The 14,634-nt window shown below is 72.7% G+C and carries 12 protein-coding genes and 1 pseudogene; 10 read left to right on the top strand and 3 right to left on the bottom strand.

The window, feature by feature from the left end:
- Positions 1-72: 72 nt before the first annotated feature.
- Positions 73-1,119 (top strand): annotated as a pseudogene (locus ACFYM6_RS22230) (PucR family transcriptional regulator); the annotation flags it as partial.
- 110 nt (positions 1,120-1,229) lie between these two features.
- Here ACFYM6_RS22230 and ACFYM6_RS22225 read toward each other — a convergent pair.
- A complete protein-coding gene (locus ACFYM6_RS22225) occupies positions 1,230-2,579 on the bottom strand; it encodes a hypothetical protein (protein ID WP_387278250.1) in 1,350 nt (449 codons plus the stop codon).
- Positions 2,580-2,668: 89 nt separating this feature from the next.
- Between ACFYM6_RS22225 and murD the strand changes: the two genes are divergently transcribed.
- Complete coding sequence (gene murD / locus ACFYM6_RS22220) at positions 2,669-4,015, top strand: UDP-N-acetylmuramoyl-L-alanine--D-glutamate ligase (protein WP_387278248.1); 1,347 nt, start codon at positions 2,669-2,671, stop codon at positions 4,013-4,015.
- A 71-nt stretch (positions 4,016-4,086) separates the two neighbouring features.
- Here murD and ACFYM6_RS22215 read toward each other — a convergent pair whose 3' ends face one another.
- The gene (locus tag ACFYM6_RS22215; RefSeq protein WP_387278246.1) at positions 4,087-5,064 is read right to left on the bottom strand and encodes a hypothetical protein; all 978 of its coding nucleotides are present in this window, start codon (positions 5,062-5,064) and stop codon (positions 4,087-4,089) included.
- A 277-nt stretch (positions 5,065-5,341) separates the two neighbouring features.
- Here ACFYM6_RS22215 and ACFYM6_RS22210 point away from each other — a divergent pair, with 277 nt between their 5' ends.
- Entirely contained in the window at positions 5,342-6,649 is a 1,308-nt protein-coding gene (locus tag ACFYM6_RS22210) for an aspartate aminotransferase family protein (protein ID WP_387278244.1), read from the top strand.
- Positions 6,646-8,142, top strand: a complete 1,497-nt coding sequence (locus tag ACFYM6_RS22205) for a CoA-acylating methylmalonate-semialdehyde dehydrogenase (protein ID WP_387278243.1) — start codon at positions 6,646-6,648, stop codon at positions 8,140-8,142. The genes ACFYM6_RS22210 and ACFYM6_RS22205 overlap by 4 nt, the downstream gene beginning before the upstream one ends.
- Here the strand turns inward: ACFYM6_RS22205 and ACFYM6_RS22200 are convergent.
- A complete protein-coding gene (locus tag ACFYM6_RS22200) occupies positions 8,114-9,490 on the bottom strand; it encodes an acyltransferase (RefSeq protein ID WP_387278241.1) in 1,377 nt (458 codons plus the stop codon). The two genes, ACFYM6_RS22205 and ACFYM6_RS22200, sit on opposite strands and share 29 nt — an antisense overlap.
- A 209-nt stretch (positions 9,491-9,699) precedes the next feature.
- On the opposite strand from ACFYM6_RS22200, the gene ngcE reads away from it, so the two are divergent.
- The 6 genes from ngcE to ACFYM6_RS22170 all read left to right on the top strand — a co-directional run bounded on the left by ngcE (position 9,700) and on the right by ACFYM6_RS22170 (position 14,165).
- Positions 9,700-11,115 (top strand): N-acetylglucosamine/diacetylchitobiose ABC transporter substrate-binding protein, encoded by a 1,416-nt coding sequence (ngcE, locus tag ACFYM6_RS22195; RefSeq protein ID WP_387278239.1) that lies wholly within the window; start codon positions 9,700-9,702, stop codon positions 11,113-11,115.
- 66 nt (positions 11,116-11,181) lie between these two features.
- On the top strand, positions 11,182-12,090 hold the full coding sequence (locus ACFYM6_RS22190) for a carbohydrate ABC transporter permease (RefSeq protein WP_387278237.1): 909 nt from the start codon (positions 11,182-11,184) through the stop codon (positions 12,088-12,090).
- Complete coding sequence (locus tag ACFYM6_RS22185; RefSeq protein WP_387278235.1) at positions 12,087-12,992, top strand: carbohydrate ABC transporter permease; 906 nt, start codon at positions 12,087-12,089, stop codon at positions 12,990-12,992. The genes ACFYM6_RS22190 and ACFYM6_RS22185 overlap by 4 nt, the downstream gene beginning before the upstream one ends.
- 61 nt (positions 12,993-13,053) lie before the next feature.
- Positions 13,054-13,428: a glyoxalase superfamily protein gene (locus ACFYM6_RS22180; protein ID WP_387278233.1), complete on the top strand. Its 375-nt coding sequence runs from the start codon at positions 13,054-13,056 to the stop codon at positions 13,426-13,428.
- Complete coding sequence (locus ACFYM6_RS22175; protein WP_357441941.1) at positions 13,421-13,741, top strand: metalloregulator ArsR/SmtB family transcription factor; 321 nt, start codon at positions 13,421-13,423, stop codon at positions 13,739-13,741. The genes ACFYM6_RS22180 and ACFYM6_RS22175 overlap by 8 nt, the downstream gene beginning before the upstream one ends.
- The gene (locus ACFYM6_RS22170) at positions 13,734-14,165 is read left to right on the top strand and encodes an SRPBCC domain-containing protein (RefSeq protein ID WP_387278230.1); all 432 of its coding nucleotides are present in this window, start codon (positions 13,734-13,736) and stop codon (positions 14,163-14,165) included. Before ACFYM6_RS22175 ends, ACFYM6_RS22170 begins: the two co-directional genes overlap by 8 nt.
- Positions 14,166-14,634: the final 469 nt, after the last annotated feature.

Here is a 14,634-nt window from a genome sequence, read left to right as displayed (position 1 = left end):
GGGTCCGGTGCCACACCGGTGGCGGGGTGGCCCGCACCGCCGGGCCGGGACGTCGCCCCGGTCGGGCCGGGGACCCCGCCCACCCGGCTCACCATCCTCGTCGAGCGGGCCGCCTCCACGCTCGCCCTCGGCCGGCTGATCCGGCGTGACGCCGAGGGGCTGGAACGGCAGATCCACCGGACCCTGCTCACCGCGTTGATCGACCACTCCCGTCCGGTCGACGAGGTTGCGCTACGGGCCAAGGCGCTCGGCGTGACGCTGGACCGCCGCCACCTGATCGGCGTCGTGGTGCGGTACCGGGCCGACGACGCGGCGGAGGTCGGGGAGCCGGGCCCGGACGCCGGCCTGGCCCGGCTGCGCGACCTCGCCGAGTCGGTCGGCCAGGCCCTCCGGGAGGCCAAACTCACCGCCCTGACCAGCGCCGTCGACGACCAGGCGGTGGGCGTGCTGCTCGCCCTCGCCGACCCGGCCGCCGAGGAGAAGGCGCTCGCCGCGTTCGCCGCCGCGCTCCGCCGGGTACGCCTCGACGCCACCCCGGCCCGCCCGCCGGGCCCCCGACCCGCCCCGCGCCCGGTGGACGCGGCCGCCCGTCCCGTCGCCGTCGGCGCGTCCCGCGGTAGCGACGGCTCGCCCCGTTCGACCCCGGTCCCGCCGCGGGTGGCCGGTCCGGCACCCGTGATCATCGCCGCCGGTTCGGGCGTGGCCAGCCTGCGGGAGGCGGGACGCTCGCTGGTCGAGGGGCGGCAGATCGCCGACGCGGCCCGGCGCGACCGGCGGGACCTGCCGATCTTCCGGCTGCCGCACGTCGGCCTGGCCGGCCTGCTGCACCTGCTGCGGGATGAGCCGCGCCTGCAGACCTTCGTGGAACGGGAACTCGGCGCGCTGCTGGCGTACGACGCCCGGCATCCCCGGGAGCAGTTGCTCGGCACCCTGCGGGCGTACCTGGAGCAGGGCCGGAACAAGTCGGCGGCGGCCGCCGCGGCGCACCTGTCCCGGCCGGCGTTCTACGAGCGGCTGGCCCGGATCGGCCGGATCCTCGACGTCGACCTCGACTCGGTCGAGGCGTGCCTCTCCCTCCACGTCGCCCTGCTGGCCCTAGACGCCGTCCGCACCCCCTAACCCCTGCCCCCAGGTGACGTTGATCATGAGGTTGGCGGCGGCGGATCGGACAAATCGTTCAGCCAACCTCATGATCAACGCCGACGGGCGGCGCGCGGGTGAGGTCGGGGTCAGGCGAGGGTGGTCAGGGCCTTGGCGTAGGCGGGGGGGACGAAGGTGGGGCCGGCCGGGGTGAAGACGTCCGAGGTGGCCGCGGCCGACCAGGCGGTCTCGGGCACCGCCGCCACCAGGGCCCGCACCACCGGGGCGTCGCGCCAGTGGTCCTGCTCGGCGAGCAGGCTGAGCGCCACCACCGACTCCTCGACCTCGCCGACGCACTCGAACGGCTTGTGCCCGTCCACGCCGAGCAGCTCGCGGTAGCCGGGGATCTGCGCCTCGTCGGCGAGCAGGTCGCCGCCGAAGATCCTCGTCAGCCGCTCCCGGGGCATGAACGGCGCCATGGCCAGGAAGACGAACCGGCACTTCGGGCAGTTCCGGCACCAGCGTTCGCTCGCGTCGCGCAGCTTGAACGCCGCGTTGCAGCTGGTCACCACGGCGTCGTACCGGTCGATCTCGGCGAAGAGCCGGGCGATGTGCAGCTCCGACAGCGACCGCAGCAGCGAGAAGTACGGCTCGGTGAGCCCGGCGTACTCGGCGAGGGCCGCCCGCAGCAATCCCTCCGCCTCGACGCCCTTGGACCACTGGTGGTTGATCTCGTGCCCCTGCCAGACCAGGTTCGGGTCGGACGCCGAGCGCTCGTTGGACATCACCACCGGGCCGAGGCCGTGCAGCACGGCGGTGGCGACCGCGATCAGCGAGTTGATCGCGGTGACCGGAATGTGCCCGTTGCGCGCGCCAGCCGCGTTGAGGTCGAACAGCACCGGGTCGATCCGCCGCCGGGCGGCCAGCGGCACCAGATCGGACGCCTCATTGACCGAGACGATGACGTGGTTGGGGTTGACCGAGAAGGGCACCGGGTCGAAGCCGGCCCGGCGCAGCGCCTCCAGGCTGACGATCGAGTCCTTGCCGCCGCCGACCGCGCACAGCGGGCGCCGGTCCGAGTCGTCGTACACCCGAGGTGGGGTGACCTCGCCGGCCGGCACCCCCGGGCGCAGCTCCAGCACGTGCGGGAGCTGGTTGCGGTACGCGTACTCGGCGAGGCCCTTGGTGTAGACGGCGGTGACCAGCTTGACGGCGGCCGCGCCCAGCGGCGCCGGCAGCACCAGCCGGTGCGGCGCGGCGGCCTTGTAGTAGCTGACCCCGGCGACGATGTGCAGCAGGTCCAGGACCCGGTTGACGGTGGCTGCGGTCTCGTCCGACACCGGCTCGGCCGGCAGCGGGAAGGTGATCACCTCGGTGAATCGCTGCTCGCCCTCCGGGCCGGTGAGAGCGTAGTCGAACAACGCCTCGCCGGTGGCGAAGTCGATCGAGTAGGACGGGAAGGTGAAGGCGTCCATCCGCCGGAGCTGCTCGTTGGGCACACGCCATACTAGGCCCTGGTTCGTCCGGCCGTGTCCGGCTGCGTCGGACCGCGCCCGCCGACCGCCGTCGCGACCCCCGAGGAGAGCCTGTGCGCCTGTCTGATCTGCGCGGACGTCATGTCGCCGTCTGGGGAGCCGGCCGGGAGGGCCGGGCCGCGGTGACCGCTATCGCCGCGCACGGCCCGGCCGAGCTGGTCGTGGTCGACGACAGTGCGAACTTCCTCACGCTGCCCTGGGAGGGGGCGCTGGCGGAGGCCGCGCCGCTGGTCACCGGGGAGGCGGGCTTCGAGCGGCTGGTCGCGGCCGACGTGGTGGTCCGCTCGCCCGGCGTGCCGAACACCCACCCGTGGCTGGTCGAGCTGCGGCACCGGGACGTCCCGATCACCCAGGGCAGCGCGCTCTGGATGGCCGACCACGCGGACCGGACGGTGGGGGTCACCGGCAGCAAGGGCAAGAGCACCACGTCCAGCCTGATCAGCCACCTGCTGACCGCGGCGGGCCGGCCCAACGTCTTCGGCGGCAACATCGGCGTGCCGCTGCTCGACCTGCCCGAGGCCGAGCTGTACGTGCTGGAGCTGTCCAGCTACCAGTGCGCCGACCTGAGCGACTCCCCTCGGGTGGCCGTGGTCACCGCGCTGTTCCCCGAGCACCTCGACGCGCACGGCGGCGAGCGGGAGTACTACCGGGACAAGCTGAACCTGCTCGCGCACGGCCCGCACGCCGTGGTGGTCAACGGCGCGGACCCGCGGCTCGCGCTGGAGTTGGGGGACCGGGCCGCGGTGCGGGCCGGGTTGCCCGACGCCGCCCACGTCGCCTCCGGTCCGGACGGCGCCCCCTGGTTCCACCTGCGGGACCAGCCGCTCTTCCCGCGCGCGGTGCTGCCGCTGGTCGGCCGGCACAACGAGGGCAACCTCTGCGTCGCCCTCGCCGTGCTGGACGCGCTCGGCGTGGACGTGGTGGCCGCCAAGGACACCCTCGCGGTGGCGGTCGCCGAGTTCCAGGGCCTGGCCCACCGGCTCACCGAGATCCCCGACCCGTCCGGCCTCACCTTCGTCGACGACACCCTGGCCACCAGCCCGTACGCGGCCATGCACGCGATCGACGCGTACGAGGGGCGGCCGCTCACCGTGATCGTCGGCGGGACGGACCGGGGCCTCGACTACACCCCGCTGCGCGACCACCTGGCCGAGCGGGAGATCACCGTCATCGGCATCCCGGACAGCGGCCCCCGGATCGTCGAGGCGCTCGCCGGGCTGCCGGCGGTGCGGACCGAGCTCGCCGAGGACCTGGTCGCCGCGGTGGGACTGTCCCGCAAGCTCACCCCGGCCGGCGGGGTGGTGCTGCTCTCCCCGGCCGCGCCGAGCTACGGGCAGTTCCGCAACTTCGAGCACCGCTCCGAGGTCTTCGCGCAGGCGGTCACCGACACCGCCCGCTGAGCCCGAGTCAGGCCGTCCCCGCGGGACCGGCGTCCGGCGGTGCCGGGCGCCCGGCGGGTGCCGCCGCACTGTCAGCCGGGCGGCAGCACCGCCTGCAGGGCGCGCATCGACCGGATCGCGGACCGGATCTCCTGCAGGTACCGGCCCGGGGTCAGCGTGGGCTCCGGCAGCCCGGTCACTGCCGCCAGCCTCGGGTCCACCCCGACCGTGTCGATCCCGCACCGGTACGGCACGGCGAGGGTGCGCAGCGCGTCGCAGTGCTGGAACGGCACGTAGATCGGCGCGGTCACCATGAGCACCGGGTCGCCGGCCCGCAGCCGGACGTGTTCCGCCCAGAACCGCTGGGTGTCGGCGGTGTGCGCCCGGCGCCGGTCCGGCTCGCTCGACGGGGCGGCAAGCACCCGCACCGGGGGCAGCCCGGCCGGGCGGTAGGTGCGCGAGGACCAGGCCCGGTGCGGGTGGTCCGCCCCCTCGCCGGTCTCCTCGCTCGGCGTCGTCACCCCGAACGCGGCGCGTACGCCCGCGTCGAGGGCGTCCACCTCGGTCACGCAGCCGGTGATCCCGGCATCGGCGAGCGTCCGCGACTCGGCCGGGGAGAGCGCCCGGCAACTGCCCAGCGCCGCCACTTCGCCGGAGATCCCGGCGACCGTGCGTGCCAGGTGCGCGGCGTACGCGGTGCGCCGCAGGCAGGCGTGCGCCAGCCCGCCGAGCACCAGCAGGTGGGCGTACCCGGGCAGGGCCGGCGGGACGGGCCGGACCAGGCCCAGCGCCGCCGCGGCGTCGAGCACCAGCCGGGCGGTGGCCGGGTCGAAGGCGGGCTCCCGGGCCTCGGGTCGTTCCCGGCCCTGCCGGAAGTCCCAGTGCCGGGCGGAGAAGTCGTCCAGCCCGGCCAGCACCGCCGGCAGGTCGCCGGCCGGCCAGTCACCGCCGAAGTGCCCCACCAGGGCGCGCAGCGGCGGCGAGTCCACCCAGGCCCGTACGCCCGCCGCGAGTTCCCCGTCGGTCGTTCCCGTCGCGCCGGCCGGCAGCGCCACCTCCGTCGTCCGCACCCGGCGGATGCTACCGCCCGTCCGTACGCGGGCACCGGTCGTTGTGGATCGTCGCTACCCCGTGGGTGCCCGCCGTCCGGTGCTGCGGATCGAGTGGCCGGCCGGTCCGACGGCCAGCGGAAAGGTGGGCGCCGGGCAGGTTCGGCTCCGGAAACCGCAGCAGTGTGGGTTGACGCGGTGTCAGGCGGACGGGCTCGCTGCGCTACACAGTGACAGTTGTCCCCCTCACCGGGTGGTGAGAGCGTGCGAGGACCAACCGCCGCTGAAGGGTGCGACGATGACCTCCGACGATCTGCTGGCCCGGCACCGGGCCGTGCTCCCGTCCTGGATGCCGCTCTACTACGCCGAACCGATCGAGCTGGTCGCCGGCTCGGGCCGCCGGGTGACCGACGCCCAGGGCCGCAGCTACCTGGACTTCTTCGGCGGCGTGCTGACCAACATGATCGGTTACGACATCCCGGAGATCCGGGACGCGGTGGAGCGGCAGTTGCGCACCGGCATCGTGCACAGCTCCACCCTCTACCTGATCCGGCAGCAGGTGGAGCTGGCCGAGAAGATCGCCCGGGTCTCCGGCATCCCCGACGCGCGGGTCTTCTTCACCAACTCCGGTACGGAGGCGAACGAGGCGGCACTGCTGGTGGCCACCAACTACCGCCGCTCGCACCAGATCCTCGCGGTGCGCAACAGCTACCACGGCCGGTCGTACGCGGCGATGGGCGTGACCGGCAACCGCAGCTGGTCGGCGAGCGGGCTCAACCCGCTCCAGGTGGCCTGGCTGCACTCCGGCGAGCGGCTGCGCGGCCTGTTGGCCCGGCTGGACGAGGCGGACCGGATCGACGCGGCGGTGGAGGACCTGCGCGAGGTGCTCGCCACCCAGACCGCCGGCGATGTGGCCTGCCTGATCGCCGAGCCGATCCAGGGCGTCGGCGGGTTCGTGCACGGCCCGGACGGGCTCTTCGCGGGCTGGAAGAAGGTGCTCGACGAGCACGGCATCCTGCTGATCAGCGACGAGGTGCAGACCGGCTGGGGACGGACCGGCGAGCACTTCTGGGGCTACCAGGCGCACGGCGTCACCCCGGACCTGCTCACCTTCGCCAAGGGCATCGGCAACGGCTTCGCCCTGGCCGGCGTGGTCGGCCGGGCCGACGTGCTGGAGGCGGTGCCGGCGATCAGCTTCTCCACCTTCGGCGGCAACCCGATCTCCACGGCGGCCGGCAACGCGGTCCTCGACTACCTGCTCGAGCACGACCTGCAGGCGAACGCCGAGCGGGTGGGCGCGATCCTCGGTGACGGCCTGCGGGCCGCGCTGGCCGACCTCGACTGCGTCGCCGAGGTCCGCGGCAAGGGCCTGATGCTCGGCGTCGAGTTCGTCCGGCCGGGCACCAGCGAGCCCGACCCGGCGCTCACCGCCCGGGTCTTCGAGGCGTGCCGGGCCGGCGGTCTGCTGGTCGGCAAGGGCGGCCTCTACGGCAACGTGGTGCGGATGGGCCCGCCGCTGACGCTGACCGAGGACGAGGCCCGGGAGGGCCTGGCCATCCTGGTCGACGCGATCCGTAGCTGCGCGGCGGCGGAGGTGGCGGCATGAGCACGACGGTCATCGGGCACTTCGTCGACGGCAAGCGGGTGGTCGGCGACTCGGAGCGGCGCGGGGACGTCTTCGACCCGGCCACCGGCCGGCGTACCAGGCTGGTGGCGTTGGCTTCCGCCTCGGACGTGGCGGGCGCGGTGGAGGCCGCCGAGCGGGCCGCGCGGGCCTGGCGGGACGCGTCGCTGGCCAAGCGGACGGCGGTGCTGTTCGCCTTCCGCGAGCTGGTCCACGCCCGGCGTGACCGGCTCGCCGAGGCGATCACCGCCGAGCACGGCAAGGTGCTCGCGGACGCCGCCGGCGAGGTGCAGCGGGGCCTGGAGGTGATCGAGTACGCCTGCGGCATCTCGTCCGCCCTGCGCGGCGGCTTCAGCGAGAACGTCTCCACCGAGGTCGACTCGTACAGCCTGCGCCAGCCGCTGGGCGTGGTGGCGGTGATCTCGCCGTTCAACTTCCCGGCGATGGTGCCGCTCTGGTTCGTGCCGGTCGCCGTCGCCTGCGGCAACGCGGTGGTGCTCAAGCCCAGCGAGAAGGACCCGAGCGCGGCGCTGCTGCTGGCCGAGTGGTTCAGCGAGGCGGGCCTGCCGGACGGTGTGCTCAACGTGGTCAACGGCGACAAGGAGGCGGTCGACGCCCTGCTCGACCACCCCGGGGTCAAGGCGGTGTCGTTCGTCGGGTCCACCCCGGTCGCCCGGTACGTGCACCAGCGCGCCGCGCTGACCGGCAAGCGGGTGCAGGCGCTGGGCGGGGCGAAGAACCACATGGTGGTGCTCCCCGATGCCGACCTCGACCTGGCCGCCGACGCGGCGGTCAACGCCGGCTTCGGCTCGGCGGGGGAGCGGTGCATGGCGATCTCCGCGCTGGTCGCGGTGGAGCCCGTCGCCGACGCCCTGGTCGCGAAGATCGCCGAGCGGATGGCCCGGCTGCGCACCGGGGACGGCCGGCGGGGCTGTGACATGGGTCCGCTGGTCACCGCCGCGCACGCCGAGCGGGTCCGCAGCTACGTGGAGTCCGGGATCGCGGCCGGCGCGGTGCCGGTGGTGGACGGGCGGGACGTCGCCCCGGACGGGGACGGCGGGGGGTTCTGGCTCGGCCCGACCCTCTTCGACCACGTCACCCCGGAGATGTCGATCTACACCGACGAGATCTTCGGTCCGGTGCTCAGCGTCGTGCGGGTCGGCTCGTACGACGAGGCGGTCGACCTCGTGAACGCGAACCCGTACGGCAACGGCACGGCGATCTTCACCAACGACGGCGGGGCCGCCCGGCGGTACCAGCACGAGGTGGAGGTCGGCATGGTCGGCATCAACGTGCCGATCCCGGTGCCGATGGCGTACTACTCGTTCGGTGGCTGGAAGGCGTCGCTCTTCGGCGACCTGCACGCGCACGGCGCCGAGGGGGTGGCCTTCTTCACCCGGGGCAAGGTGGTCACCAGTCGCTGGCTCGATCCCCGGCACGGCGGGGTCAACCTCGGCTTCCCCACCCAGACCTGAGCAGTCGCAGCACCCCCGCCCCGGCCAGGTACGCCACCAGCGCCGGGGCGGGCAGCCCCAGCGGCTCCGGCGCGGTCTTGCCGGTGAGGCTGTTCATCAGCAGCCCGGCGACCGGGCCCGCGTAGCCGATCGCGACCAGTGCGGTCCGGACCGGGCCGGCGGTGCTCGCCGGAGCGTGCCGGCGGGTGCGGGCCTCGATCGGGCCGAACACGGCGACCAGCGCGGCCAGCACCACGGCCAGGGCGAGCAGCCAGGGCACCCGCCAGGCCCACCAGGCCGCCGTGGCACCCTGCGGGGTGGGCAGCGTCCCCAGGGCGTCCAGCAGGCCGACCAGCAGGACGGCGGCGGTCAGGTGCCAGAGGAAGACGGTCAGCACCACCGCGTTCACCGCGATCACCGCCTGCCAGGGGCCGCGGCGATGCAGCCACCGCCGCGCCGGATTCTGCAGCAGCAGGATGAGCCCGAGCTGCGCGGTGGCCGCCGCGAGCAGCGCCAGGCTGGGCGGGGCGGTGTTGTCCAGGCGCTCGCCCGGCACGTTCAGCATCGCCACCGGGTACGGCCCGACGCGGGTCAACAGCACCAGCGCGACCAGCCCCACGAGCAGCAGCACCGCCCCGGCGTGCCGCGAGGTGGGCAGCCGTCGCCGGCGCAGTCCGGGCCGGTCACCGTCACCCCGGCCCGATGCCTGGCTCGCGCGCCGGGCGTCGTACCAGGCGAAGCCGAGCTGGTGGACGGCCAGCCAGCCGAAGAGGTAGTTCCCGGTGGCCAGCCTGTCCGGGCCGAGGATCCGGCCCAGGTCGCCGAGCGCGACCAGCCCGACCAGCACCAGCGGTACGACCAGGCCGGCGCGGCGGTGCAGCGCGTACATGACGGGGGTCAGCGGGGCCACCACCAGGTAGGCGACGAGGAACCAGAGCGGGATGGTGGCGAACCAGACCACCGTGCGGATCTCGGCGGCGTCGACGCCGCGCAGCCGGGCCACCGCCGAGCCGGCCGCCAGCACCACCAGCAGCGCGGTGGTGGGACGGATCAACCGGCTGCTGCGGTCGATCAGCCAGCCGGTGGCGTCCCCACCTCGGGATCGCCAGGATGTCAGCGCGGCGGCGTTGGCGTAACCCCCGACCAGGAAGAAGACCGGCATCACCTGGACCCCCCAGGTCAGCGGCCAGGCCCAGGGGAGGTCGCCCAGCGCGGAGTGCCCGGTGGGGTGGCCGGCCTGGTCACGCCCGATCACGCTGATGATCCAGTGGCCGAGGACGACCAGGGTGATGGCGAGCGCCCGGAGCAGGTCGGCGTAGCGCTCCCGGCTGGGCGGTGTGCGCTCGGCGAGCTGCCGCAGGCGGCGCATGGCGCCAGGCTATGCCAGCGGATGTTTGTCCGTGGTGATAACGGTTCGGTCGTCGGGTCTTGTGGTCCGCGCCCTCCTGTCGTAGAAATTCTTCAGCAATACAGAATGAACTGAAGACAAGCAACGCGTAACCCCACCGTGCCTCGACGTCGCGGCCGCCGTACCCCCACCCTCGGCGGGCCGCCCCGTACCCGAACCGAGGAGAAGCGATGAACAGGCGTGAGATCCTGCGGCGCACCGCCGCCGCCAGCCTGCTGGCCACCCCCGCCGCCGGCCTGCTCGCCGGCTGCGCCACCTCCGGCGGCGGCGACAAGAAGGACACCGACACCTACAAGGGCACCAAGAGCGAGCAGAACCCGCTCGGCGTCAAGGAGGACGCCCCGCTCGAGGTGGTGATCTTCAACGGCGGCTTCGGCGAGGAGTACGCCAAGGCCCACGAGGCCCTGTACAAGGAGAAGTACCCCAAGGCGGAGATCAAGCACTCCGCCACGCAGGAGATCAACAAGACCCTGCAGCCGCGCTTCGTCGACGGCAACCCGCCGGACGTGGTGAACAACTCCGGCGCCGGCCAGATCGACTTCAACGGCCTGGTCAGCCAGAACGCCGTCGCCGACCTGAGCGAACTGCTCGACGCCCCGAGCCTCGACATCCCCGGCAAGAAGGTGCGCGACACCCTGCTTCCCGGCACCGTCGAGGTCGGCTCGTACGACGGCAAGTTCCTCGTCCTCAACTACACCTACACCGCGTACGGCATCTGGTACTCCACCAAGCTCTTCACGGAGCGCAACTGGCAGTACGCGAAGACCTGGGACGAGCACATCGCGCTCTGCAAGCAGATCAAGGCCGCCGGCATCGCGCCGTGGACGTACGCGGGCAAGCACCCCCGCTACATGAGCTGGCCGCTGATCTCCACCGCGATCAAGCTCGGCGGACCGTCGGTGGCGATGGCGATCGACAACCTCGAGCCGAACGCGTGGAAGTCCGACGCGATGAAGGCGGCCGCCGACGCGTGGCACCAGATCGTGAAGGACAAGTACATCCTGGACGGTTCGCCGGGCCTGGACCACATCCAGTCCCAGACGGCCTGGTGCCAGGGCAAGGCCGCTTTCATCTCCTGCGGCTCCTGGCTGGAGAACGAGCAGGCGAAGGTCACCCCGGCCGGCTTCAACATGACCGTCGTGCCCACGCCCAGCCTGGGCACCGGCGACAAGCTGCCGTTCGAGGCGATCCGGGGCACCGCGGGCGAGCCGTTCATCGTCCCGGCCAAGGCCAAGAACCTCGCCGGCGGCCTGGAGTACATGCGGGTGATGCTGTCCAAGAAGGGCTCCCAGGACTTCACCAAGAAGGTCTCCAGCCTGCCCGTGGTCGCCGGCGCGACCGAGGGCGTCGAGCTGCCGTTCGGCCTGAGCACCGTGGCGAAGGCGTTGGACGCGTCCGGCTCGAACGGCTTCAACTGGGTCTACAACAACTACTACCGCAAGCTGGAGCGGGAGCTCGTTGACGCCGCCTGCGGCGAGTTCTTCAGCGGGCGGATCGGCCCGGCCGAGTTCCTCGACCAGTGCCAGAAGGGCGCCGACTCGATCGCCCAGGACAGCTCGATCAAGAAGTACAAGCGGGCCGCGTAGCCGTCAGGTGGGGGTGGGCCTCGGCCCGCCCCCACCGCCCCGGCCGGTTGGAGGAGGATCCCCCTCGTGCGACATGGCAAGTACCCGCTGATCATCGCGTTCCTGGTGCCGCCGCTGGCGCTCTACGTCCTGTTCGTGATCTCGCCGTACCTGCAGGCGTTCCAGATCTCGACGACGAGCTGGCTGGGCTACTCGGCCCAGGCCGACCCGGTCGGCCTGGCCAACTTCCGCGCCATGCTGCACGACGGCCGGGTGTGGAACGCGGTCAGCAACAACGCCATCCTGCTCGCCGTGGTGCCGGTGCTGACCATCGGACTCGGCCTGTTCTTCGCCACCATGCTGTCGATGGGTGGTCGCGGCGACCGGGCCGGGGTGACCGGGGTCCGCGGCGCCGCCGTCTACCGGCTGGTCTACTTCTTCCCGCAGGTGCTCTCGGTGGTCATCATCGCGCTGCTCTGGCGGGAGATCTACCACCCGAACAACGGCCTGCTCAACGGCGCGCTGCGCGCCGTCGGCCTGCCCACCCCGACCTGGCTCGGCGATCCGCGCACCGCCTTCTGGTGCGTGCTGGCGGTGATGGTCTGGAGCAACGTGGGCTTCTACGTGGTGCTCTTCGGTGCCGCGATGTCGGCCATCCCGCGGGACATCTACGAGGCGGTGCTGCTCGACGGCGCGTCCCGCTGGGTCACGCTGCGCCGGATCACCGTGCCGCTGCTCTGGGACACCGTGCAGGTCGCCTGGATCTACCTGGCCATCGCCGCGCTGGACGGCTTCATCCTGGTGCAGCAGATGACGAACGGGGGACCGAACTTCTCCTCCGACGTGATCGGGCTGCGGATGTACGAGACCGCGTTCGGCAGCGAGAGCAAGTTCGGGTACGCCTCGGCGATCGGCGTGGTGATGTTCTTCCTGACCCTCACGGTGGCGGTGCTGGCGCTGCGGGCCGCCCGGCGCGAGAGGATCGAATATTCGTGACCACCCTGGACAGGCCCGCCACGACGGGCGCCGAGCCGGGCCCGACCCGCCGCGACCCCGGGCCGCCCCGCCGCGAGCGGGGCGTGGTGAAGGTCGCGTCGCACGGCTTCCTGCTGGTCTGGGGCGCGCTGACCGTGCTACCGCTGCTGTGGATGTTCCTCAGCTCGTTCAAGAGCGACGGTGAGATCCTCTCCGACCCGTGGGGCCTGCCCGGCGCGCTGCGCCTGGAGAACTGGACCCGGGCCTGGACCGAGGCGCACATCGGCCGGTACTTCCTGAACAGCGCCATCGTGGTGGCCGGTTCGCTCACGCTGACGATGCTGCTCGGCGCGACCGCGGCGTACGTCTTCGCGCGCTACGACTTCCGCGGCCGTCAGCTGGCCTACTACCTGTTCGTCGGCGGCATGATGTTCCCGGTCTTCCTGGCCCTCGTGCCGCTCTTCTTCGTGGTCCGCAACGCCGGCCTGCTCGGCACCTGGACCGGCCTCATCCTGGTGTACGCGGCGTACTCCCTGCCGTTCACGGTGTTCTTCCTGACCGCGTTCTTCCGCACCCTGCCGACCGCGGTCGCGGAGGCCGCCCTGATCGACGGGTGTGGTCACTTCCGGCTCTTCTTCCGGGTGATGCTGCCGATGGCGCGTCCGGGACTGATCAGTGTGGCGATCTTCAACTTCCTGAGCCACTGGAACCAGTTCATCCTGCCGCAGGTGCTCATGCAGGGCGACGACTCGAAGTACGTGCTGGCCCAGGGCCTCACGGCGCTCGCGGTGAGCCAGGGCTACCAGGGTGACTTCAGCGGACTGTTCGCCGGTCTGACCATCGCCACGCTGCCGGTGCTGGTGGTGTACGTGACGTTCCAGCGGCAGATCCAGGCCGGCCTCACCGCGGGCCAGCTCAAGTGAGGCGCCGGGCGGTTTGGAGCCCGGCTTGACTGGTAGGAAATCTCCTACCTATTGTGGTGGCATGACCGTGACCCACGTGCAACTCCTCTCCGTGCCCGTCAGCGACCAGGACCGGGCCCGCGACTTCTACGTCGACGTCCTCGGCTTCGACCTCGTCTGGGACAACCCGATGGGGCCCGGCGGTCGCTGGGTCCAGGTCGCCCCGAAGGGCGCCGCGACGGCGCTGACCCTGGTCACCTGGTTCCCCACCATGCCACCCGGCTCGCTCAAGGGCCTGGTGCTGGAGACCGACGACCTCGACGCCGACGTGGCCCGGCTGCGCGAGCGGGGCGTGGTCTTCGCCGACGACGGCATCCAGACCGCCCCCTGGGGCCGGTACGTCACCTTCGACGACCCGGACGGCAACGGCATCGTGCTCCAGGCCACCCGTGTCTGAGGGGGACGTCTTCGCGGCGCTGGCCAACCCCACCCGGCGGGAGGTGCTCCGGCTGCTGCTCGAACGGGGTGAACAGCCGGTGCAGCGGCTCGCCGACCACTTCGAGATGCGCCGGCCCAGCCTCTCCGAGCACCTGCGGGTGCTCAAGGACGCCGGGCTGGTGACCGAACAGCCGGTCGGCCGGCAGCGGTTCTACGCACTGCGGCCCGAGCCGTTGCGCCAGGTGGCCGACTGGCTCGGCCCGTACGAGCAGTTCTGGCGGGCCCGCCTGGCCGACCTGCGCGAGGTGCTGGACGGCCTGCCCGATGACTGAGTCGACGGCGATCGCCCTCGACCAGTTCCTGCCGCACCCGCCGGCCAAGGTCTGGCGGGCGCTGACCGATTCTGATCTGCTGGCCCGCTGGCTCATGCCGAACGACTTCCGGCCCGTCCCGGGGCACCGGTTCAGCTTCCGCACCACCCCGCGACCCGGTCAGGGCTTCGACGGCGTGGTCCACTGCGAGGTGCTGGAGCTGGACGAGCCGCGCCGGTTGCGCTGGGCCTGGCGGGGCGGCCGCCTGGACACCGTGGTCAGCTGGACGCTGGTGCCCGAGGGGCGGGGCACCCGGCTGTTCCTGGAGCACTCCGGCTTCGACCCGGACGACCCGGTGCAGCGGCGCACGTTCACGCTCCTTGACGGCGGCTGGCGCAGTCACGTCTGGCGCCGCCTCGAGCAGACCCTCACCGCCCTGCCCTGACTCCGCGCGTTCCCGCCCTCCGCACCTTCCGACCTCCGCACCTTCCCGCCCTCCGGGCCTTCCCGCGCCCCAGGCCTCCGCGGCGCCGAGGGCGGTATCGCTTCGCACGCTACGAACTTGATGCCGTGAACGGTTCAGGCCCCGGGTCGGCGGTGCCGCGCGGGGCGGACTCCACGCTGAGTCGGCTGCGTCATCAAGTTCGCAGGTGGGGCCACACCTCGCCGTTCCTGACGGTGATGGTTTCTCGAGGTGCTTTGGAGCTGACGGCTCCAACGACTCAAGGGAGCGACAGCGGGATCCGGGGTCGGCATCCGTCGTGAGTCGGTGGTGATGTCAGGTCCAAAGGCGGAGTGGGGTTATGGTCCGCCGTCGCCCGTCGCCCGTCGCCCGTCGCCCGTCGCCCGTCGCCCGTCGCCCGTCGCCCGTCGCCCGTCGCCCGTCGCCCGTCGCCCGTCGCCCGTCGCCCGTC

Source organism: Micromonospora sp. NPDC006431 (genome assembly GCF_042870725.1).
Classification (GTDB): Bacteria; Actinomycetota; Actinomycetes; order Mycobacteriales; family Micromonosporaceae; genus Micromonospora.
Note: the sequence above shows the minus strand (reverse complement) of the source record. Positions and strands in the feature narration are given on the sequence as shown.